Here is a 20,207-nt window from a genome sequence, read left to right as displayed (position 1 = left end):
CCGACCCCGTGCCTCCCGTCCGTCACGCGGTCGCGTCACGCACGACGCGACGCGCGCGGCCCGGCAGGCGCCCGCTACTCGGCGGCCAGGGCCGCCTCGGCGAACGACCGGACGGCCGCGCGCGCCGCCGGCGGGTCGAGGACGACTGCGCGGCCCGGCAGCCCGGCGACCAGCCGCACCACGCCGTCGAAGCCGTTCGACGCGGCGAGACGGATGCGGACGCGGCCGTCGGCGTCCTCGGCGTCGGCCGTGTCGGCGAGGAAGTCCGCGACGAGCGGCAGCGCCGAGCAGTCGAGCTCGACCGTGACGATGACGTCCTGGCCCGACTGCTGGAAGAGCGTGTCCGGGATGACCACGTCTGCGGTGGACCGCTCGGCAGCGCGGTCGTCGACGACCACCGCGGACATCCGGTCGAGGCGGAACGTCCGGAGCGCGTCGCGGTCCAGGTCCCAGGCGCGGAGGTACCAGTCGGTGTCGATCGACTCCACCCGGAGCGGATCGACGCGGCGGGTGCTGCCGCGGGTGCGCGGGCCGGCGTAGTCGAACACGAGCCCGCGGCCGTCCGCCATCGCGCGCCGGATCGTCGCGAGCGTGGCGTCGTGCAGGTCCTGGCCGACGGCGACGTTCGACGCTGCTCCCCCGGCGCCGCGCGACAACTTGGCCATCAGGTCGTGGATGGCCTGGCGGTCGGCGGCCTCGGGCAGGGCGGACAGGTACTGGAGCCCGGCGATCAGCGCCGAGGCCTCGCGCGCGGAGAGCCTGGGCGCGTCGTCGATCGCGACGAGGTTCGTCAGCACGATCATGTCGTTCTGCTCGAAGTCGTCCCATGCGATGTCGAACAGGTCGCCGTGCTGGTACTGCATGGTCTCGCCGGGGACGCCGGACACCGCGATGAGCTCGACGGCCCGGCGGATGCGCTGCTCGGTGACCCCGAAGTGCCGTGCGGCGTCGGCGACCGAGACGCGCTCGTGGTCGATCAGGTACGGGACGAGCACGAGCAGGAACGCGAGCTTGTCCTGCGCCTGGAGCGGTTGCTGGTCAGCCACGCGCGGTCTCCTCGGGGTCCGTGTGGTCGGCGACCAGGCCGCGGAGCCGGGCCGCCACCTGCTCGCGCAGTGCGGCGGGCTCGAGCACGCGGACCTCCGGGCCGAACGCGGCGAGTTCCTCGGCCAGGATCTGCGGGTCGACGTGGTGCACGACGAGCACGCCGCCGCCGTCGACCTCGGTCCCCCGACGGCGCTGCAGCCGCCGCTCGGCGTCCGAACCGGGCTGCACGGCGATGCGCGCGGTCCGCTCGGCCCAGATCCGGTCGAGCTCGGCGAGGGCCCGCTCGCCCGCACCGGCAGGCGCGGGGTGCTGTCCGGGGTGGTGGGTGGTCACCGGACCGACGATCCGGGAGAGCAGGTAGTTCTTCGTCCCACCCGTCGAGAACTCGTGCGCGCAGAGCATCCACCGGCCGCCGTGCTGGACGAGCGCGAGCGGTGCGACGTCGCGCTGCCGGGGCTCGTGCTCGCCCGGGGTGATGTAGTCGAAGCGCACGGCCGCTGCCCGGTCGAGCGCGGACCGCAGGGGTTCGAACGCCGCGTCGCGGGTCCGGAGGCGCGGGGCGTAGGCGGCCATGCCGCGGGGGTCCTCGACGTCGTCGGCGCCGGTGTCGTCGGCGGCGGAGTCGTCCGTGCCGGCCGAACGGACCTTGAGGAGGGCCCGGCGGGAGTCGGCGGACAGCGCGCCCTCGCGCCAGGCCATCGCGGCGAGCGACAGCAGCGCGGACTCGTCGGGCGTGAACCGGACGTCGAGCGGCAGGTCGTACTCGCCCTTCGGGATCCGGTAGCGGAGGGTCTGGTTGTTGCCGGCCGCCCCGGGGGTCTCGATCGTCTCGAGCGGGATGCCGAGCTCGCGGACGTCGTCCTTGTCGCGCTCGAACTGCCGCTCGAGCGACGCGTTGTCGCCGCCGGGGGTGAAGCGCTGCCGGTAGCCCTGCACGTTCGCGAGGATCTCGGCCTTCGTCAGCCCGGACTCCGTCGAGAGCAGCGCCAGCACGAGGCTGAAGAGCCGCTCCTCTGCGGGCACACGGGGAGCTCGGGTCGCTGGCACGAGCCCGATCCTACGACAGCGCGGGTGCACCGGAGTGCACCCGCGCGTCGGTCGGTGGACGGCTCGACGCGGTGCGCGGGGCCGGTCCGGGAGGGACTCGATCAGGACGGCATGACGCCGAGGACGTCGATGACGTACGCCGTCGCCGAACCGCCCTGGTGCACGATCGCCAGGACCTGGTCGCCGACGTGACGGCCGATCACGGCCTTGCGCACGCCGTCGATGACCTGGCCCTCGGCGAGCGGCAGCGTCTGCGCGCCCGAGCCGTCGGTCCAGTTCGACCCGGTGACGTTCGAGTCGGCGGTCGAGTCGCCCCAGGTCACGGCCGTGTACTTGAAGACCGCGGTGTCCTTGTCGGTGAGCTCGGCGCCGCTGCCCTTGCGGAGCAGGTGGTACTCGTCGCTCGTCGGCGCGCTCCACGAGGGGATCGTGATGCCGGGGGCGCCGGACGGTGCGAGGACGACCGCGGGGATCTTGTCGCCCGCGAGCTGCGGGGTCCCGGTCGCGCGGGCGTCGTAGGCGCGGCGGACGTCCACCACGGCGACGACGGCGTCCTCGGTCTTCGAGGACTCGGTGGAGGTGCTCGCCCCGGCGGTCAGGGCGCTCTTCGGGAGCGCGACGGCCAGGCGGTCGCCGACGTTCGAGCACTCGAGCGCGGCGCCGAGGGCCCCGAACTTGTCCGCACCCGCGGTGAGCAGCGCGCTCTGGCCGGAGTAGCCGCTCGTCTCGACGACCTTGCCGGTGGCACCGTCGACGAGCGTGTACTCGACGAGGACGGGCGTGCCCTGCTCGACCGCACGGCCGTCACCGGAGCGGAGCACCGAGACCTGCGTGCCCTTCGTGGTGAGCCCGGCCGGGACGTTCACCTTCGGCTCCTTGCCGAACGCACCGCTCGCGGTGACCGCCTGCGACGCGGCCCCGGGGGCGGCGCAGCGGGGCGGCGTCGTGCCGACACCGCTGGCGGAGCAGCCGGTGAGGGCGGCGGCGAGGCCGATGGTGACCAGGAGTGCGGGGATGGTGCGCACGGACCCTCTTTCCGTTCGATGCAGGACGGGCACGGTCGGTACTCTACCGGTCGCCCTCGACCGGACCGGGCTGTGCTGCACCGGCCTCGGCGGCGGCCACCTTGCGGGCCTGCGCTGCCGCCTGCCGCGCGACCTTGCGGAGCTTCTTGTCGCTGGCCGACCGCTCCCCCACGGCGCCGGGCGTCCAGGCCTCGACGTCCCCGTCCGAGAACTCCGCCTTGCCTGCGCGACGCTTCAGGTTGGGGAGCACGACGCCGTCGGCCAGGCGGCGTGCCGTGACCAGGAAGCCGGTGTGTCCGACCATCCGGTGGTCCGGTCGGACGGCCAGACCCTCGACGTGCCAGGTGCGCACGAGGGTCTCGCTCGACTGCGGGTCCGTGAAGCGCCCGGTGTCGCGGAGGGCCTCGGCGGTGCGGGACAGCTGCGTGACGGTGGCGACGTAGCAGACGATGAGCCCGCCGGGGACGAGGGCGTCCGCCGCGGCGTCGACGCACTCCCACGGGGCGAGCATGTCGAGCACGACCCGGTCGACGCTCTGCGGCTCGGTCGCGTCCGGGAGCTCCTCGACCAGGTCGCCGACCGTGACGGACCAGTTGTCCGGGACGGCGCCGAGGAAGGTCCCGACGTTACCGCGGGCGATCGCCGCGAACTCCTCCCGACGCTCGAAGGACTGCAGGCGACCGGTCGGGCCGATCGCGCGGAGCAGGAAGAGCGACAGCGCACCGGACCCCACGCCGGCCTCGACCACGCGGGCACCCGGGAAGACGTCGGCGAAGGCGACGATCTGGGCCGCGTCCTTCGGGTAGACGATCGCGGCACCGCGGGGCATCGACATGACGTAGTCGTTGAGGAGCGGGCGGAGCGCGAGGTACTCGTCGCCGGTGCTCGCCCGGATCACGGAGCCGTCGGGCTGGCCGATGACGTCGTCGTGCCGGAGGACACCGCGGTGGGTGTGGTACTCCCCCGCGGTCTCCAGCGACAGCGTCGTGAGCTTGCCCTTCGGGCCGGTGAGCTGCACGCGGTCCCCGGCGCGGAACGGACCGCGCGGCGGGGTGTGCGGAGCGCCCCCCGCGGTGTGCGGCAGGGCGGCGAGCTCGTCGTGCCGGTCGGCGGGTTGCAGGTCTTCGTGCAGCTGGTCGTCGTGCTGCTCGGCGGTCATCGGGCCACCGCCTCGGTGCGGGCGGCCAGGGCCGGGCCGGTGAGCTCGACCAGGCGGTCGACGTCGACCCCGTCGAGGGTCGTCAGGTGCACGTCGCCCCCGCCGATCTCGGAGAGCGGCACGATGTGCTCGACGGCGACCGTGACGGCGCCGGACGCGACCGCCGCAGCGACGCCGGTGGCCGAGTCCTCGACCGCGACGCAGGCCGTGGCCTCGACGCCGAGGGCGTCGGCAGCGGCCAGGTAGGCGTCCGGGAAGGGCTTCGGGCGGTCGACGTCGTCACCGGCGACGACGACACGGAAGCCGCGGGCGCCGAGGGCCTCGGCCGCGACCAGGGCCATCTTGCGACGGGACATCGTCACGAGGGCGGTCGGGACCCCGCGGTCGTGCAGCTCCTCGACGAGCTCACGCGCACCCGGGCGCCACGGCAGTTCTTCGCCGTCGAGCCGCTCGGTGACGTAGTCGGTCATCCACTGGACGATCTCCTCGACCTCCATGTCGACGCCCTTGTCGCGGAGGATCTCCCCCGAGCGCTCGAGGCCGGAGCCGACGAGCGAGAGGCCGTCCTCGTGGGTCCACTCGGCGCCGTACCGGGCGGTCAGCTCCACCTGGGACTGCTGCCAGATCGGCTCCGTGTCGATGAGCGTGCCGTCCATGTCCCACAGCACGGCTGCGGGCAGGACTCGGTCGGGGTGCTGGGCGGTCACGGGCGACGAGTCTAGCGGTCGGGGTTCCGCTGCACGCGGACGCCGCCACGCCCCGACGAGCGCCGGGCCTATCCTGGGGTACTCGTACCGTGTCCGGCCGCGCGCGTGCAGCGCGTGCCCCGCTCCACCACCAGGAGGCCCCTCCGTGCCACAGCACTCCCCCTTCAGCGACGGCCGACTGCTCGTCGTCGCGTTCGAGGGCTGGAACGACGCCGGCGAGGCGGCCAGCGGTCTCGCTCGGCGCATCGTCGACGCCCTGGGGCTCGACGAACTGCGCGAGATCGACGGTGAGCGGTACGTCGACTACCAGTTCAACCGACCAGAGGTCGGGACCTCCGAGGACGGCTCGCGCGGCATCACCTGGCCCCGGATCGTGCTGTACGGCCCCGGCCAGGACGGTCGACCGGTCGTCGGAGCGACGGGTGCCGAGTCCGAGCGCGAGGTCTTCGTGCTCGTCGGCCCCGAGCCCTCGCGGACGTGGCGCGGCTTCTGCGCCGAGGTGATCGACCTCGCCGACGTGTACTCGATCGACGCCGTGGTGTTCGTCGGAGCGATGCTCGCCGACGTGCCGCACACCCGACCGATCTCGGTGTTCGTCTCGAGCGAGGACGCCGGGGTGCGCTCGGCCTTCGACGTCGACCGCTCCACGTACGAGGGCCCGACGGGCATCCTCGGCGTGCTGTCCGACGCGATGGACACCGCGGGCCTGACGACCCTGTCGCTCTGGGCCTCGGTCCCGCACTACGTGCACAACTCCCCCTCGCCGAAGGCCACCCTGTCGCTGCTCGACAAGATGGAGGAGCTCACCGACGTCACCGTGCCGCGCGGCACCCTGCTCGACGAGGCCACGGAGTGGGAGGAGGGCATCGACGCCCTCGCCGCCGACGACGAGGACATGGCGAGCTACATCGGGCAGCTCGAGCAGGCCCGGGACACCGTCGACTCCCCCGAGGCGTCCGGGGACGCCATCGCGCAGGAGTTCGAGCAGTACCTCCGGCGCCGGGAGCGCAAGGACGGCAAGGACGGCGGCACCGCGGGTGGCGAGGGTCCCTGGCGGCCGCCCCAGCAGTAGACGCACCACAGACGGACGGGAGGCGCGGTGCCAGCCGGCACCGCGCCTCCCGTCCGTCTGCGGGCACGTCCGCCAGCCGCCAGCCGCCAGCCGCGTCGCGGCGGGCCGCCCCCCCGCTCGGCGCGCCGAGCGCGCCAGATCTGGCCCGTTCGGCGCCGTCCGCCGACGAGACGTGCCCGCCCAGCGGCACACGCGCGGCGTGTCGTGCACGCTCGACCGGCGCGGGCCGACCTGTCAGCCGAGGCGGATGCCGAGCAGGGCGTCGACGAGGTCGACGAGCTCCGGCGTGACGGCCGTGCCGCCCGCGATCGCGGTGTCCACCGCGGCGACCGCTCCGGGCGTGTCGAGGTCGTCGGCGACCCGTGCGCGGATGCGCGCGGCGACGTCGGCGGCGTCGTCTGCGTGTCCGGCCGGCTCGCCGGCGGCCCAGGCGTCCCAGGTCGCGAGGCGTGCCGTGGCGCTCGAGAGCTCGCCGTCGAACCACTCCCAGTCGTCGGAGTACTTGTGCGACAGCAGGGCGAGGCGGATCGCGCGCGGGTCGGCGCCGTCGTCGAGCAGTCCGCGGACGGTGACGAGGTTGCCGAGCGACTTCGAGATCTTCTCGCCCTGGTAGGCGATCATCCCGGTGTGCACGAACGCGTTCGCGAGGGGTTGGTGCGCGAGAGCCGCCGCGTGACCGGCGCTCATCTCGTGGTGCGGGAAGACGAGGTCGCTGCCGCCGCCCTGCACGCTGATCGGCAGGCCGAGGCGGTCGCCCGCGATGACGCTGCACTCGATGTGCCAGCCCGGACGTCCCGGACCGACGACGGTGTCCCACGACGGCTCCCCCGTGCGCGCGGCGCGCCAGAGCAGTGGGTCGAGCGGGTCGCGCTTGCCGGCACGGTCGGGGTCGCCGCCGCGCTCGGCCGACAGGCGCGTCATCGTCTCGCGGTCCAGTCGGCTCTCGTCCCCGAGCGTCCACGCCTCGGTGGGGCGGTTCACGTCGAAGTAGAGGTCGTCGCCCTCGGACTCCGCCGTCGGGACCGCGTAGGCGTAGCCGGTCTCCTGCAGGAAGGCGACGGCCTCGGCGACGCGCTCGACCTCGTCCGTGACGGCGACGTACTCGTCCGGCGGCAGGACGCGGAGCGCCTCCATGTCGCGACGGAACAGGTCGATCTGCGAGGCGGCGAGCTCGCGCCAGTCCACGCCGTCACGGGCGGCTCGCTCGAGCAGCGGGTCGTCGACGTCGGTCGTGTTCTGCGCGTACTCGACCAGGAGCCCGGCGTCCCGCCATGCCCGGCCGAGGGTGTCGAACGCCAGGTAGGTCGCGGCATGGCCGAGGTGCGTCGCGTCGTACGGCGTGATGCCGCAGACGTAGAGCGCGGCGCGGTCCTCGCCGCGCGTCGGGTCCACCGGGTGCCCGGACGCCGTGTCGTGCACGACGGGACGAGGGCCCTCCCCGGGGACGTCGGGGACGGATGGGGCCTCCCAGGCCCTCACGGCTGGACCACTCCGAGCGACAGCAACACGATGAGCACGATACCGAGTGCGATCCGGTAGACCACGAAGGGCAGGAAGCTCCGCTTCGAGATGTAGTTCATGAACGCGGCGATCACGACGAAGCCGACGAGGAACGCGACCACCGTGGCGACGAGCGTGTCGACGAGTCCGAAGGGCGCGCCGGTGTCCCCGAGGCTCGTCGCGGCCTCGTAGAAGCCGGACAGGAACACCGCCGGGATCGCGAGCAGGAACGCGAACCGCGCCGCGGCCGGACGGGTGTAGCCGAGCGCGAGGCCCATCGAGACGGTCGCACCGGAGCGCGAGACACCCGGCACCAGGGCGAGCACCTGCGCGAGACCGATGAGCAGGCCGCTCCGGAACGTCATGTGCTCGATGCGGCGCACCTTGCGACCGACGACGTCGAGCACGCCGAGCACGATGCCGAACACGATGAGGACGATCGCGACGATCCACAGGGACCGGAAGGTGGTCTCGATCGAGTCCTTGAGCAGCAGCCCCGCGACCCCGATCGGGATCGTCCCGAGGATCACCAGCCAGCCCAGCCGGACGTCGGGGTCGCCCTTCGGGATGTCCCGCCGGAGGACCGAGCGGAACCACCGCCCGACGATCCGCGTGATGTCCTTCCAGAAGTAGATGAGCACCGCGGTCTCGGTGCCGAGCTGCGTCACCGCCGTGAAGGCCGCGCCGGGGTCCTTCGCGTCGGGCAGGAACAGGCCCACGATGCGCAGGTGCGCGCTCGACGAGACGGGCAGGAACTCGGTGAGTCCCTGCACGAAGCCGAGGAAGATCGCCTCGAGGATGTGCATCGTGCGGGCCTTTCAGGGGTCAGCAGGCAGGACGGTGCCGCGGGGGCGACCCGGCAATGTATCAGTACGTGGCGAGCAGGTCGCCGAGGACGCGCCGCCCGAATGCCAGGGCGTCGAGCGGGACCCGCTCGTCGACGCCGTGGAACATCGCCGGGAAGTCGACGTCGGCCGGCAGCTGCAGCGGGACGAAGCCGTAGCCGGCGATGCCGAGCGTCGAGAGTGCCTTGTTGTCGGTCCCACCCGAGAGCAGGTAGGGCAGCACCGGGGCACCCGGGTCGTGGCGGCCGAGGACGTCCCGGACCGCGTCGACGAGCGGGCCGCCGAAGTCCTGCTCGAGCCCGATGTCGCGGAAGGACGTCACGACCTCGACGTCGTCGCCCGCGAGCTCCCGGACGCGCGCGAGCACGGACTCCTCGTCGCCGGGCAGGCAGCGGATGTCGACGAGCGCCTCGGCGGTGTCCGGGATGACGTTGTGCTTGTACCCGGCCGTCAGGACCGTCGGGTTCGACGTCGTGTGCAGCGCCGCGTGGATGAACCGCGAGGCCGACCCGGTCGCGAGAGCGACCTCGTCGGGGCCGGTGACCGTCGGGTCGACGCCGAGGAACCGGGCGACCTCGGCGACCATCGCGTCGGTGGTCGCCGACAGCCGGACCGGCCACTCCTCGCTGCCGATGCGGGCGACCGCCGCCGCGAGCTTCGTGACGGCGTTGTCGCGGATGACGTGGGACCCGTGCGCCGCGGTGCCGCGGGTGACCAGCTTGATCCACATCAGCGCCTTCTCGCCGGTCTGCAGCAGGTAGGCGCGTCGGTCGCCGAGCGTGATCGAGTACCCGCCGACTTCGCTGATGGCCGCCGACGCCCCGGCGAAGACCTCGGGGTGGTGCTCGACGACGTGGTGGGAGCCGAGCACGCCCCCGGCCTCCTCGTCGGCGAAGTACGCGATCACCAGGTCCCGCTCGGGCGCTCCCTGCCGCTCGACGACGTCGGCGAGCGACGTGAGCATCATCGCGTCCATGTTCTTCATGTCGACGGCACCGCGGCCCCAGAGCATGCCGTCCCGGACCTCGCCGCCGAACGGGTCCACCGTCCAGTTCGCGGGGTCGGCGGGGACGACGTCGAGGTGTCCGTGCACGACGAGGGCGGGCTTGCTGCGGTCACGACCGGGGACCCGGGCGACGACGCTCACGCGGTCGGGCTCCGACTCGAAGAGCTGCGGTTCCAGACCGAGGTCGCGGAGCTTCGCCTCGACGTAGTGCGCGGCCTCCGTCTCGCCGCGGGACTTCCCCTCGCCCCAGTTCGTCGTGTCGATGCGGATGAGGTCCCGCGCGATCGCGGCCGTCGCCTCGAGGTCCTGCTCGGTCGGGTCGGCGCTCGCCTGCTGGTCGCTCATGCCCTCACGCTACCGGGCCGCGTCGGCGCGTCGGTCGGTGGCGCGACCGAGGACGCGCCCGGGATGCGCGTCCGTGTTCATCGGGCGTTCAGGGCCGTGCTAGTGTCTTCTCCTGTCAGAACGGCCGGGGAAACAGCCTGGATCGGCTCTGGCACACAACTGGAAACACCTGTCCGGGTGGCGGAATTGGTAGACGCGCTAGCTTGAGGTGCTAGTGCCCGTATTAGGGCGTGGGGGTTCAAGTCCCCCCTCGGACACAGGAACAGCGCAAGGCCCCCTGACTTCGGTCAGGGGGCCTTCTGCGTTGCGCGGGCGGCGCTGCACGGGCCGCCCCGGCTCCGCCAGGGTTCAGCGCCGCCGCAGCCGCCGCACCACCACCACCACGCCACCGATCGCCGCGAGCCACCCCCAGTTCGCGACGACCGGGTCGAGCAGCTGGTGCCGCCAGTCCCGGCGGGACGACCCGAGTCGCGCCCGCACGGGGTGCGTCACCCGCTCCGAGCGCACCCCGGTCTCGTGCAGGAGCCGGTCCGGCCTCCCGCGGAGCGCGTCCGTCACCCGGTGCGTCGCGACGTCGATGCGGTCACCGACGACGAGCAGCATCCAGTGCGCCAGCCGACCCTCGCTGAAGCGTCGGTAGGCGTACCGCTTCACGACGCCGGCCGGACCGGCCAGCGGCTGCGCCGTGCCGAACACCGGCGTGACGTGGGCGTGCTCGATCGATCGCTCACGTCCGGAACCGCCCGCCTGGGCCTCCGGGACCTCCCAGTGGGCGCCCGACGCGGCACCGACGGCTCGGGAGAGCTTCGGCACCGACGGACGGTCGGCGGGGTCGAGGTCGCTCCCCCACCCCGGGATGCGCGCGCGGAGCTCGTCGGGGCTCGGCGCGGGGCGCGTCGGCTCGGCGACGTACGGCGTGTGGTCGGCGGTGCTCACGGGACGATCACCGTCTTGATGCAGTCGTCGAGCTTCGCGGAGAACAGGTGGTACGCCTCGTCGATGTGCTCGAGCGGGATCCGGTGCGTGATGATGTCGCTCGGCTTCAGGTGTCCGGCCTGGATGTGTTCCAGCAGCCGCGGCCACTGACGCTTCACGGGTGCCTGGTTCATGTGGATCGTCACGCCCTTGTTCATCGCGTCCCCGAACTTCACCGCGTTCGGGATCGGCCCGTACGCGCCCATCGCCGACACGGTGCCGCCCTTCCGGACCCCGTCGATCGCCCAGTTGAGGGCGACCGGTGAGCCGCCCTGCAGCTTCGCCTTCGCCGAGGTGACGTGCTGCAGGAAGTTCCCGTCGGCCTCGGCACCGACGGCGTCGATCACGCTGTCCGCGCCGAGGAAGTCGGTCTGCTGCTTCATCGCGAGCACGACGTCGTCGACCTCGGCGAAGTTGATCGTCTCCGCGTGCGCGAAGGTCCGCGCCTTCTCGAGCCGGTACTCCAGCTGGTCGACGACGATCACCCGCCCGGCGCCCATGAACCACGATGACTTCGCCGCGTAGAGCCCGACCGGTCCGGCGCCGAGCACGACGACCGTGTCGCCCTCGCGGATGGACGCGAGCTGCGCTCCGAAGTACCCGGTGCCGAGCGCGTCCGTCATCATCAGTGCGTCGTCGGGTTCGAGCCACTCCGGGATCACCTGCGGCCCGACGTCGGCGAACGGCACCCGCACGCGCTCGGCCTGCCCGCCGTCGTAGCCGCCCGTGGTGTGCGAGTAGCCGAAGATCCCGCCGACCGCGGTGGCGTTCGGGTTCACGTTGTGGCAGTTCGTGAACAGTCCCCTGGCACAGAACCAGCAGCTGCCGCACGAGATGTGGAACGGCACCATCACCCGGTCGCCCACGTCGAGGCTCCGCACCGACGGTCCCACCTGCTCGACGACCCCGATGAACTCGTGCCCGAAGGTGTGGCCGACGCGGGTGTCCGGCATCATGCCGTGGTACAGGTGCAGGTCGGACCCGCAGATCGCGGCGCGTTCGACCCGCACGATCGCGTCGTTCGGGTGCTCGATCCGCGGGTCGGGCTTCTCCTCGACGCGGACCCGGTACGGGCCGCGGTACGTCATGGCGCGCATGCGCGCTCCTCTCGCTCGTGCGCGCCACGCTCGGCCTGGTCGGGTGGGAGGCGACCCACAAAGGACGGGAGGCGCGGTGCCAGCCGGCACCGCGCCTCCCGTCCGTGGGATTGTGACGTCCCTAGGACTTGGACGCCTCGACGAAGTTGCGGCGGGGGTCCGTCTCCTTGATCAGCGAGGTCGCGTCGCGACCGGACACCGCACCGGTGACCCAACCGATGACGATGCGCGCCTTCCGGTTCAGGGTCGGCATCGCGTAGACGTGGTAGGAGCGGTGGGCGAGCCAGGCGAGCAGGTTCGTCATCTTGACGCCCTTGATGTTCGCGGCGCCCTTGCCGACGCCGTACGAGGCGACGGTGCCGATCGACGGGTGGCGGTACTCCTCGAGCGGCTTGCCGGTGATCGTGGCGACCACGTTGTCGGCGGCGACGACGGCCTGGCGGACGGCGTTCTGCGCGTTCGGCGGGTAGTACGCCGGCTGCTTCTCGGCGGTCAGGTCGGGGACCTGGGCGACGTCACCGAGGCCCCAGACGCCCGGGACGACCTCGTGCGTGTCCTCGGCTTCGACCTGGAGCTTCGCGTTCGCGGCGAGGTGCCCCTTCGGGCCGCGGGGCAGGTCCGAGGCGTCGAGGAGCGGGTTCGGCTTGACGCCGGCGGTCCAGACGAGCAGTCCGGTCGCGAACTCGTCGCCGTCGGAGAGCTTGACGACGCCGCCCTCGCAGCTCGGCATGGTGGTCTTCAGGCGGACGTCGATGCCGCGGGCGCGGAGCGACTCGAGGGTCCACTTCGACAGCTCCGGGCCGACCTCGGGCGCCACGCGGTCGAGCGCGTCGATGAGCACCCAGCGGGGCTGCTCGCCGGCGAGCGACGGGTAGGTCTTGATGGCGGCCTGCGACACGTCGAAGAGCTCGCCGATGGCCTCGACCCCGGTGTAGCCACCGCCGACGAAGATGCTCGTGAGCAGACGGCGGCGCTCGTCCTCGTCTCGCGTGGCAGCGGCCTTCGCGATGTTGTCGAGGAGCTTCGCGCGGACGTAGGCGGCTTCTTCGACGGTCTTGAAGCCGACGCCGTACTCCTCGAGCCCCGGCGTCGGGAACGTGCGGGTGACGGAGCCGAGCGCGACGACGAGCTGATCGTAGCCGAGGGTGCGGTCGTCACCACCGGCCGTGGCGATCGACACGGTCTTGTCCTTCGACGAGATGCCGGTGACCTTGCCCTGGATGACGCGGGTCTTCTTGAGCGCGCGGCGCAGCTCGAAGGTGACGTCCTTCGGCGCGATGTGACCGCCGGCGACCTCCGGCAGGAACGGCAGGTACGTGTAGTACGTGTTCTGGTCCACCAGCGTGATGCGCATCGGCACGGTCGCCGCGTGCTTCTGCAGCTGCTTGACCGTGGTGTAGCCGGCGGAGCCGCCGCCGAGGACGAGGACGTGGGGGATGGAGTCTGCCATGCGTCCGGTCTACCGGAAGAAGCCTGGTCGCGTCACCAAGCCGCGCCGCGCGATCCGGCGACGGCACGGCGGGTGTCCGCGGTCCGTCGGTGCACCGGTCACCGTCCGCGTGGACGGTCCTGCAGTCGCCACCACGCGGTCTCGGCGAGCTCCGGCCCGGTGTACACACCGTGCGGGGTGCGGCGGGACTCCGTGAGCGAGAACCGGCGGAGTCGGTAGCCGCCGCCGAAGCGGTCGATGATCGCCTCGGGTGAGGACTCGGGGGTGCGTCGGACGTACCAGGTGCGGTCGTCGACCTGCTCGATCACGAGCGGCTCAGCGTCGGTTGCCGATGCGGGAGCGCAGGACGTCGATGCGCTTCTGGATCTGCTCGACGCTCGCCTGCGCGACGGCCGGGCCGCCGCTGATGCGTCGGAGCTCGGCGTGGATCGCGCCGTGCGGTTCGTTGGCGTGCCGGGACCAGATCGACACCAGCCGGGCGAGCTCGGTCCGTTGTTCCTTGAGCGTCTGGTACATCGGGCGGTCCGCCGCGGGCTGCTGCTTCGGCAGGCCGTCCTTCACCGCACGACCGCGGGACCGCTTGGCCTGGGTCGCCTGGCGGGCGCGGAGCAGGTCGCGCACCTGGTCGGGCTCGAGCAGCCCGGGGATGCCGATGAAGTCGAGTTCCTCGAGCGAACCGACCTCGCCACCGGTGCCGAACTCGCCGCCGTCGTAGAGGACACGGTCGAACGAGGCCTGCGAGTCGAGCGCCTGGAAGGGCTGCACCTCGAGCAGGCTCTCCGACGCGCGGTCCTCCTTGTTGGCCTCGGCGACCATCGCGTCCTCGGGGTTGTACATCCCGTCGTCGGCGTCCTTCGGGCGGTCGAGCGCGTGGTCGCGTTCGAGCTCGAGGGTGGCGGCCAGGGCCATCAGGTTCGGCACGCTCGGCAGGAAGACGCTCGCGGTCTCCCCACGGCGACGGGCGCGCACGAATCGGCCGATCACCTGCGCGAAGAACAGCGGGGTGCTCGCGCTCGTGGCGTAGACGCCGACGCAGAGCCGGGGGACGTCGACGCCCTCGGACACCATGCGGACGGCGACCATCCAGCGCGAGGTGTCCTCGGAGAAGGCCTGGATGCGGCTGGACCCGGCGGCCTCGTCCGAGAGCACGACCGTCGGTCGTTCCCCCGTGATGCGCTGCAGGATGCGGGCGTAGGCACGAGCCGTCGTGGTGTCGGTGGCGATGACGAGCCCGCCGGCGTCCGGGACACCTCGGCGGACCTCGGTCAGACGCTTGTCGGCGGCGGACAGCACGGCCGGCATCCACTCGCCCTCCGGGGAGAGCGCCGTGCGCCACGCCTGCGCCGTGATGTCCTTCGTCACCTGCTCACCGAGCGAGGCCGACATCTCGTCGCCCATCCGGGTCTTCCAGCGCATCTGGCCGGCGTAGGCCATGAAGAGCACCGGTCGGACGACGCCGTCCTTGAGCGCGCGGCCGTAGCCGTAGTTGTAGTCGGAGACCGAGGTGCGGATGCCCTGCTCGTCGGGGGCGTACTGCACGAACGGGATCGGGGCGGTGTCCGAGCGGAACGGCGTCCCGGAGAGCGACAGTCGGCGCGTGGCCTTCGTGAACGCCTCGCGGATGCCGTCACCCCAGGTCAGTGCGTCGCCGCCGTGGTGCACCTCGTCGAGGATGACCAGGGTCTTCCCGCCTGCGGTGATGCGCTGGTGGACCTCGGGGTTCATGCCGACCTGGGCGTACGTGATCGCGACGCCCTGGTAGTGCCGGCCGAACATGCCGTCGCCGTTCTTGAACATCGGGTCGAGCCGGATGCCCACGCGGTCGGCGGAGTCGGCCCACTGCCGCTTGAGGTGCTCGGTCGGCGCGACGACGATGATCCGGTCGATCGTGCCGCGGGCGAGGAGCTCGGTCGCGAGCCGGAGCGCGAACGTGGTCTTGCCGGCGCCCGGGGTCGCGGCTGCGAGGAAGTCGCGCGGCTCCTTCTCGAAGTACTTCGTGAGGGCCTCGACCTGCCAGGCGCGGAGCTTGGACGCAGTGCCCCACGCGGCCCGCTCGGGGAACGCCGGCGACAGGTGCTCGGCGGCCGCGTTGCCGGCGTTCTCGGCCTGGGCCACGGCGTCTTCGTGCGGGCGGACGGCGCCGTCCGCGACGGTCTCGGGGGTGTCGCCCCACAGTGTCGCGGGCTGCTGCTGGTCGTCGTACTCCGCTGCGCTCACTTCACGCGAGTCTACCGTCACGCGGGGTCCTGCCGGGCGTGCGGGGGCCGCTGCTCGGGCGTGCCGCGGACGAGCGAGGCGGGCCGGAGCACGCCCGCGCCAAAGCGTGCGGCGACGGCGTCCACCGTGGTCTCGGTGTCTCGCCACGGCGCGTCGTCGTCCCACAGCGCGTTGCTCGCGGCGGCGGGCACGAGGTTCTCGCCGCGGACGCCGATGAGCCGGATCCGGTTGCCCGGCCGGTGCAGCACGTCGTAGAGCTCGACGGCCTCGTGGTGCAGCCGCTTGGCGACGTCGGTGGGCTCGGCGAGGGTGCGCGACCGGGTCAGCGTGCTGAAGTCGGTGTACCGGACCTTGAGCGCCACGGTGCGGGCCTGCACGTCGGCGAGCCGGAGCCGGACGGCCACCTTGTCGGCCAGGCGCAGGAGCTCGCGGGCGACGTCGTCGCGTTCGGTGAGGTCGTGGCCGAACGTGGTCTCGTGCCCGATCGACTTCTCGCTGACGCCGGTGTCGACGACCCGCGGGTCACGCCCCCACGACAGGTCGTGCAGGCGCTGGCCGCCGGCGGGTCCGAGTGCCGCGACGAGGGAGGGCAGCGGGGTGTGCGCGAGGTCGCCGACCGTGCGGATGCCGCGCCGCTCGAGCTTCTCCTGCGTGGTGCCGCCGACGCCCCACAGCGCGGAGACGGGCTGCGGGTGCAGGAACGCGACGGTGTGCTCGGCCGGGACGACGAGGAGCCCGTCCGGCTTCGCCCGGCTGGACGCGAGCTTCGCGACGAACTTGGTCGAGGCTGCGCCCACCGAGCAGTGCAGCCCGGTCTCGGCGAGGACCGCGGCGCGGATCGCCCGACCGATCTCCCACGGGGTGCCGGAGAGCCGGAGCGCTCCGGCGACGTCGAGGAACGCCTCGTCGATGCCGAGCTTCTCGACGCGGGGCGTGAAGCTCTCGAACACGCGCATCACGGCGGCGGACTTCGCCGTGTACTTCTCGAAGTGCGGCTCGACGATGATCGCGTTCGGGCAGCGGCGCTTGGCGACGGCCATCGGCATCGCGGAGTTCACGCCGTACCTCCGGGCCTCGTACGTGGCCGCGGTGACGACGGACCGGTCGGAGTCGTGGCCGACGATCACGGGCAGGCCGCGCAGGTCGGGACGGTCGAGCAGTTCGACGGACGCGAAGAAGGCGTCCATGTCGACGTGCAGCACCGTCGCCGTCAGGTCGTCCACGGGACGGTCCGAGACGAGCCGGTTGCGTCCGTCCTGCTTGCTCACGCGCCGATGATGCCACGCCCCACCGACACCGACGACCGGCCGCCGCGCGCCGGCGCCGCTACGCGAGCGGGCCGAGCTCCGCCGCCGCGATCGTCCGCGCTGCGGAGTCCCGCGTGGACGGGTGGTACTGCCCGGCCCGGACGTCCCGGGCGAGCCGAGCCAGCTCCGAGTCCGCCGCGTACGCCCGCCCGCCGACGACGCGCATCGCCTCGTCCACCACGTGCTGCGCCGCGTCGACCGTCCGCGCCTTGGTCCCGACGAGCAGGGGGAACCACCGCGCGCCCAGGTCCTCGCCCTCGTCCACCGACCGGGCGAGCGACCCGACCTGCAGCGCCACGGCGTCGACGGCGCCGCGCAGGTCCGCGATCGTCCGACGGACGTCCGGGTCCTGCGACCGCGGGACCTCGTCCCGCCCCGCGCGACCGGACACCGCCGTGACCGCCAGGTCCACCGCGCGCGAGGCGATCCCGACGTACACCGACGCCACGAGCAGCTCGAACGCGGCGAAGATCCCGAACACGAGCGGGTCGTTCGTCGGGCCGACCGGCAGCGACCGCACGATGCGCTCCGCGGGCACGTGCACGCCGAGCAGCCGGGTGGTCCGGCTCTGCGTCGCGCGCATCCCGAGCGTGTCCCAGTCGTCGAGGTGCTCGACGTCGCCGTCGGAGCGGAGCACGAATCCGTGCACCAGCCGCGGCTCCGGCCCGCTGGTGTCCTTCCCGAACACGCTCAGCACGTCCCACGCCGGCGCGAGCGACGTCGACACCTTCGTCCCGGTGAAGCGGTAGCCCCCGTCGCCGTCCGGCTCCGCCGTCGTCGACGAGTCGAACAGGACGGCGTCGTTGCCGGGTTCGCTCACCCCGAACGCGAGCAGCCGGTCGTCCGCCGCGTGGTCGGTGACGGCCTGGAGGAACGACCCACCCTGTGCGGACACGCTGCGGGCCGCCTGCACCCAGACCTGGTGCATCCCCAGCCCGAGCGCGGTCGCCGGTGCGGCCTGCGCGAGCTCCTGCTGCAACCGCGCCGTCGCGGCGAGGCCGAGCCCGGAGCCGCCCTGCTCGACGGGCACCCCGATCCGCAGCCACCCGGCGGCACGGAGCTCGTCCAGGTCCTCGGCGCAGAAGGCGTTGTCCGCGTCGTACCCGGGCGCCCGCGCCGCGATCCGGGCGAGCAGGTCCTCGGGCAGGCTCCAGGCGGGGTTGGCCTTCGTCATGGCACGAGACTACGGTTCGGGACGTGTCAGATCGTCATCCGTGGTCCAGGTACGTCGCGATCGGTGACTCGTTCACCGAGGGCATCGGGGACCCCGACCCGACCGTGCCCGGCGGCAACCGCGGCTGGGCCGACCGGGTCGCCGAGGTCCTCGCGCACCGCACCGACGACTTCGCGTACGCGAACATCGCGATCCGCGGTCGGCTCCTCGGCCAGATCGTCGACGAGCAGGTCGAGCCCGCCCTGGCGCTCCGGCCGGACCTCGTCACGGTCTCGGCCGGCGGCAACGACATCATCCGACCGGGGTCGGACCCCGACGAGCTCGCCGAGCGGTTCGACGGCATGGTCGAGCGGCTCCGGAGCGACGGTGCGACGGTCGTGCTGTTCACCGGCCCGGACGTCGGCATGACCCCGGTGCTCGGGATGGTCCGCGGCAAGACGGCGATCTACAACGAGAACCTGCACGCCATCGCGCTGAAGCACGGGGCGCTCGTCGCCGACATGTGGGCGCTCCGGGTGCTGCGGGACCCGCGGATGTGGGCGCCGGACCGGTTGCACCACTCCCCCACGGGCCACGCCACCGTCGCCGCGGCCGTGCTCGACACCCTGGGCGTCGACCACGGGCTGGAGCCGTTCGTGCCGGAGCCGCTCGAGGCCCGACCGTGGCGCGAGGCCCGCGTCGAGGACCTCGGGTGGGCGCGGGAGTACCTCGTGCCGTGGGTGGTGCGCCGGATCCGGCACACGTCCTCCGGCGACGGCGTCTCCCCGAAGCGCCCGGAGCTGCAGGACGTCGTCGAGCACCGCTCCGACACGCCCTAGCGCGGGCGACGGCCGATCAGTCGGCCGGGCGCCGGAGCGTCAGCGGTCCGTCGTGCAACGGCTGCGTCGCCCAGGCCGAGGTCGCCGTACCGGTGCCGGTGTCGAGCCGGAGGCCGAGCAGATGCGGGCTCTCGACGAAGCGGACGTCGACGGCGACGACCCCCTCGCGTCGGCGGGCCCCGCTCGCGGCGAGCGGACCCTCGACCGCCCACGCGCCCTGGCCGACCGGGCACGTCAGCGTGCCGCCGTCGACCTCCACCGTGACGCGCCAGCCGTCGCCCGAGCGGGCGAGACGCACCCCGTCGGCGACGCCGGTCGCCGCGTAGGACGCGTTCGCGTCGTCGTGCAGCTCCACCCCGTCGACGGGCGGCAGCCCCAGGGAGGCGAGCCGTGCCTCCAGGGCGGTGTCCGCTGCCACGTCGGTGTCCGCAGCGTCTGTGTCCACAGCACCGACGGCGGGCAGCAGGTGCTGCCAGGCCGCGTCGAGGACGGCCTGCATGTCGGTGCTCTGCCCGGTCATGGCGAGGACGACGTCCTGCTCGGGCAGGACGACGCAGAACTGGCCGTACGCGCCGTCGCCGCGGAAGCCGTGCCGGGCCATCCAGAACTGGAAGCCGTAGCCCTGTCGCCAGTCGACGTTCTCCTCGTCCGGGTTCGCGACCTGCGTGCTCGTCGCGGCGGCGACCCAGTCCTCGTCGAGGATGCGCTGGCCGTCCCACACGCCCCGCTGCAGGTACAGCTGCCCGAGTGCGGCGACGGCCGAGGTCGGGGCGTAGCAGCCACTGAAGCCGAGCTCGGCGCCGGTCTCGTCGGTCTTCCAGGCGAGGTCGTCGATCCCGAGGGGTTCGAGGACGTGCGGGCGGAGCCAGTCGACCAGGGAACCGCCGGTCACGCGTCGGACGATCGCCGCGAGCGTGTAGGTGCAGGGCTGGTTGTAGGCGAAGACGCTGCCGGGCTCCTCGTCCGGGGGCGTCAGGAGGAACCCGCGGACGAGGTTCGTCGGGTCGGCGGCGCGGGCGCGCTCGAGGGCCTCCTCGCGGTGCCCGGACGCCATCGCGAGCAGGTGCCGCACGCGGATGCGCCGGCTGCGCTCGTCGGTGACGTCGGCGTCGAGCTCGGGGAAGTACGAGAGGACCGTGGCGTCGAGGTCGACCAGGCCGGCCCGGACCGCGGTGCCGACGGCGGCGGCGGTGAAGCTCTTGCTCAGCGAGTAGAGCAGGTGCACCCGGTCGGGGGCGTACGGCGCCCACCAGCCCTCGGCGGCGAGCTGCCCGTGCCGGAGCAGCTGGAACGAGTGGGGTTCCACACCCGGCGTGGACTCGAGGGCGTCGAGGAACGCGGACACCCCGCGTGCGTCGATGCCGAGGGCGGACGGGGTGGACCGGGGGAACGTCGTCGTCACCCCGCCGACACTAC

Annotated in this window: 18 protein-coding genes and 1 tRNA gene; 3 read left to right on the top strand and 16 right to left on the bottom strand. The window is 72.9% G+C overall.

What is annotated here, in order from left to right; translation table 11 throughout:
- Positions 1 to 74: 74 nt before the first annotated feature.
- The 5 genes from HUN58_RS00725 to HUN58_RS00705 form a co-directional block, all read right to left on the bottom strand.
- A complete protein-coding gene (locus tag HUN58_RS00725) occupies positions 75 to 1,046 on the bottom strand; it encodes a YafY family protein (protein WP_114851204.1) in 972 nt (323 codons plus the stop codon).
- Positions 1,039 to 2,094: a YafY family protein gene (locus HUN58_RS00720; protein ID WP_114851205.1), complete on the bottom strand. Its 1,056-nt coding sequence runs from the start codon at positions 2,092 to 2,094 to the stop codon at positions 1,039 to 1,041. The genes HUN58_RS00725 and HUN58_RS00720 overlap by 8 nt, the downstream gene beginning before the upstream one ends.
- 101 nt (positions 2,095 to 2,195) lie before the next feature.
- Complete coding sequence (locus HUN58_RS00715; RefSeq protein ID WP_180225304.1) at positions 2,196 to 3,119, bottom strand: FKBP-type peptidyl-prolyl cis-trans isomerase; 924 nt, start codon at positions 3,117 to 3,119, stop codon at positions 2,196 to 2,198.
- A 43-nt stretch (positions 3,120 to 3,162) separates the two neighbouring features.
- Positions 3,163 to 4,278 (bottom strand): tRNA (adenine-N1)-methyltransferase, encoded by a 1,116-nt coding sequence (locus HUN58_RS00710; RefSeq protein WP_254631583.1) that lies wholly within the window; start codon positions 4,276 to 4,278, stop codon positions 3,163 to 3,165.
- Positions 4,275 to 4,985 carry an HAD family phosphatase gene (locus HUN58_RS00705; RefSeq protein ID WP_231048874.1) on the bottom strand — a complete coding sequence of 237 codons (711 nt, stop codon included), beginning with the start codon at positions 4,983 to 4,985 and terminating at the stop codon, positions 4,275 to 4,277. Before HUN58_RS00705 ends, HUN58_RS00710 begins: the two co-directional genes overlap by 4 nt.
- A 145-nt stretch (positions 4,986 to 5,130) precedes the next feature.
- Between HUN58_RS00705 and HUN58_RS00700 the strand changes: the two genes are divergently transcribed.
- Positions 5,131 to 6,057 (top strand): proteasome assembly chaperone family protein, encoded by a 927-nt coding sequence (locus HUN58_RS00700; protein WP_141861596.1) that lies wholly within the window; start codon positions 5,131 to 5,133, stop codon positions 6,055 to 6,057.
- Positions 6,058 to 6,291: 234 nt separating this feature from the next.
- Here HUN58_RS00700 and mshC read toward each other — a convergent pair whose 3' ends face one another.
- The 3 genes from mshC to HUN58_RS00685 form a co-directional block, all read right to left on the bottom strand.
- Positions 6,292 to 7,536 carry a cysteine--1-D-myo-inosityl 2-amino-2-deoxy-alpha-D-glucopyranoside ligase gene (mshC, locus tag HUN58_RS00695; protein ID WP_114851206.1) on the bottom strand — a complete coding sequence of 415 codons (1,245 nt, stop codon included), beginning with the start codon at positions 7,534 to 7,536 and terminating at the stop codon, positions 6,292 to 6,294.
- Positions 7,533 to 8,363 carry an undecaprenyl-diphosphate phosphatase gene (locus HUN58_RS00690; RefSeq protein WP_114851207.1) on the bottom strand — a complete coding sequence of 277 codons (831 nt, stop codon included), beginning with the start codon at positions 8,361 to 8,363 and terminating at the stop codon, positions 7,533 to 7,535. The genes mshC and HUN58_RS00690 overlap by 4 nt, the downstream gene beginning before the upstream one ends.
- A gap of 61 nt (positions 8,364 to 8,424) precedes the next feature.
- Positions 8,425 to 9,753 (bottom strand): M20/M25/M40 family metallo-hydrolase, encoded by a 1,329-nt coding sequence (locus tag HUN58_RS00685; RefSeq protein ID WP_058740876.1) that lies wholly within the window; start codon positions 9,751 to 9,753, stop codon positions 8,425 to 8,427.
- Positions 9,754 to 9,924: 171 nt separating this feature from the next.
- On the opposite strand from HUN58_RS00685, the gene HUN58_RS00680 reads away from it, so the two are divergent.
- Positions 9,925 to 10,010 (top strand) — tRNA-Leu (locus tag HUN58_RS00680).
- Positions 10,011 to 10,101: 91 nt separating this feature from the next.
- Here the strand turns inward: HUN58_RS00680 and HUN58_RS00675 are convergent.
- From HUN58_RS00675 to HUN58_RS00645, 7 genes are all read right to left on the bottom strand, one after another.
- On the bottom strand, positions 10,102 to 10,689 hold the full coding sequence (locus tag HUN58_RS00675; protein WP_180225305.1) for a hypothetical protein: 588 nt from the start codon (positions 10,687 to 10,689) through the stop codon (positions 10,102 to 10,104).
- Positions 10,686 to 11,825 (bottom strand): zinc-dependent alcohol dehydrogenase, encoded by a 1,140-nt coding sequence (locus HUN58_RS00670; protein ID WP_144801152.1) that lies wholly within the window; start codon positions 11,823 to 11,825, stop codon positions 10,686 to 10,688. Before HUN58_RS00670 ends, HUN58_RS00675 begins: the two co-directional genes overlap by 4 nt.
- 121 nt (positions 11,826 to 11,946) lie before the next feature.
- The gene (locus tag HUN58_RS00665) at positions 11,947 to 13,275 is read right to left on the bottom strand and encodes an NAD(P)/FAD-dependent oxidoreductase (RefSeq protein WP_058740879.1); all 1,329 of its coding nucleotides are present in this window, start codon (positions 13,273 to 13,275) and stop codon (positions 11,947 to 11,949) included.
- 98 nt (positions 13,276 to 13,373) lie between these two features.
- The gene (locus HUN58_RS00660) at positions 13,374 to 13,583 is read right to left on the bottom strand and encodes a hypothetical protein (protein WP_114851209.1); all 210 of its coding nucleotides are present in this window, start codon (positions 13,581 to 13,583) and stop codon (positions 13,374 to 13,376) included.
- Between the two features lie 7 nt (positions 13,584 to 13,590).
- Positions 13,591 to 15,390 (bottom strand): DEAD/DEAH box helicase, encoded by a 1,800-nt coding sequence (locus HUN58_RS00655; protein ID WP_058740907.1) that lies wholly within the window; start codon positions 15,388 to 15,390, stop codon positions 13,591 to 13,593.
- A gap of 119 nt (positions 15,391 to 15,509) precedes the next feature.
- Positions 15,510 to 16,760 (bottom strand): DNA polymerase IV, encoded by a 1,251-nt coding sequence (gene dinB / locus HUN58_RS00650; RefSeq protein WP_180225306.1) that lies wholly within the window; start codon positions 16,758 to 16,760, stop codon positions 15,510 to 15,512.
- A 58-nt stretch (positions 16,761 to 16,818) separates the two neighbouring features.
- Positions 16,819 to 17,973, bottom strand: coding sequence for an acyl-CoA dehydrogenase family protein (locus tag HUN58_RS00645; RefSeq protein WP_180225307.1), 1,155 nt, complete (start codon positions 17,971 to 17,973; stop codon positions 16,819 to 16,821).
- Positions 17,974 to 17,996: 23 nt separating this feature from the next.
- Here HUN58_RS00645 and HUN58_RS00640 point away from each other — a divergent pair, with 23 nt between their 5' ends.
- Positions 17,997 to 18,791 (top strand): SGNH/GDSL hydrolase family protein, encoded by a 795-nt coding sequence (locus HUN58_RS00640; RefSeq protein ID WP_058740883.1) that lies wholly within the window; start codon positions 17,997 to 17,999, stop codon positions 18,789 to 18,791.
- 16 nt (positions 18,792 to 18,807) lie between these two features.
- Here HUN58_RS00640 and HUN58_RS00635 read toward each other — a convergent pair whose 3' ends face one another.
- A complete protein-coding gene (locus tag HUN58_RS00635) occupies positions 18,808 to 20,193 on the bottom strand; it encodes a serine hydrolase (protein WP_180225308.1) in 1,386 nt (461 codons plus the stop codon).
- Positions 20,194 to 20,207: the final 14 nt, after the last annotated feature.

It is taken from the genome of Curtobacterium sp. Csp1, from assembly GCF_013347185.1.
Note: the sequence above shows the minus strand (reverse complement) of the source record. Positions and strands in the feature narration are given on the sequence as shown.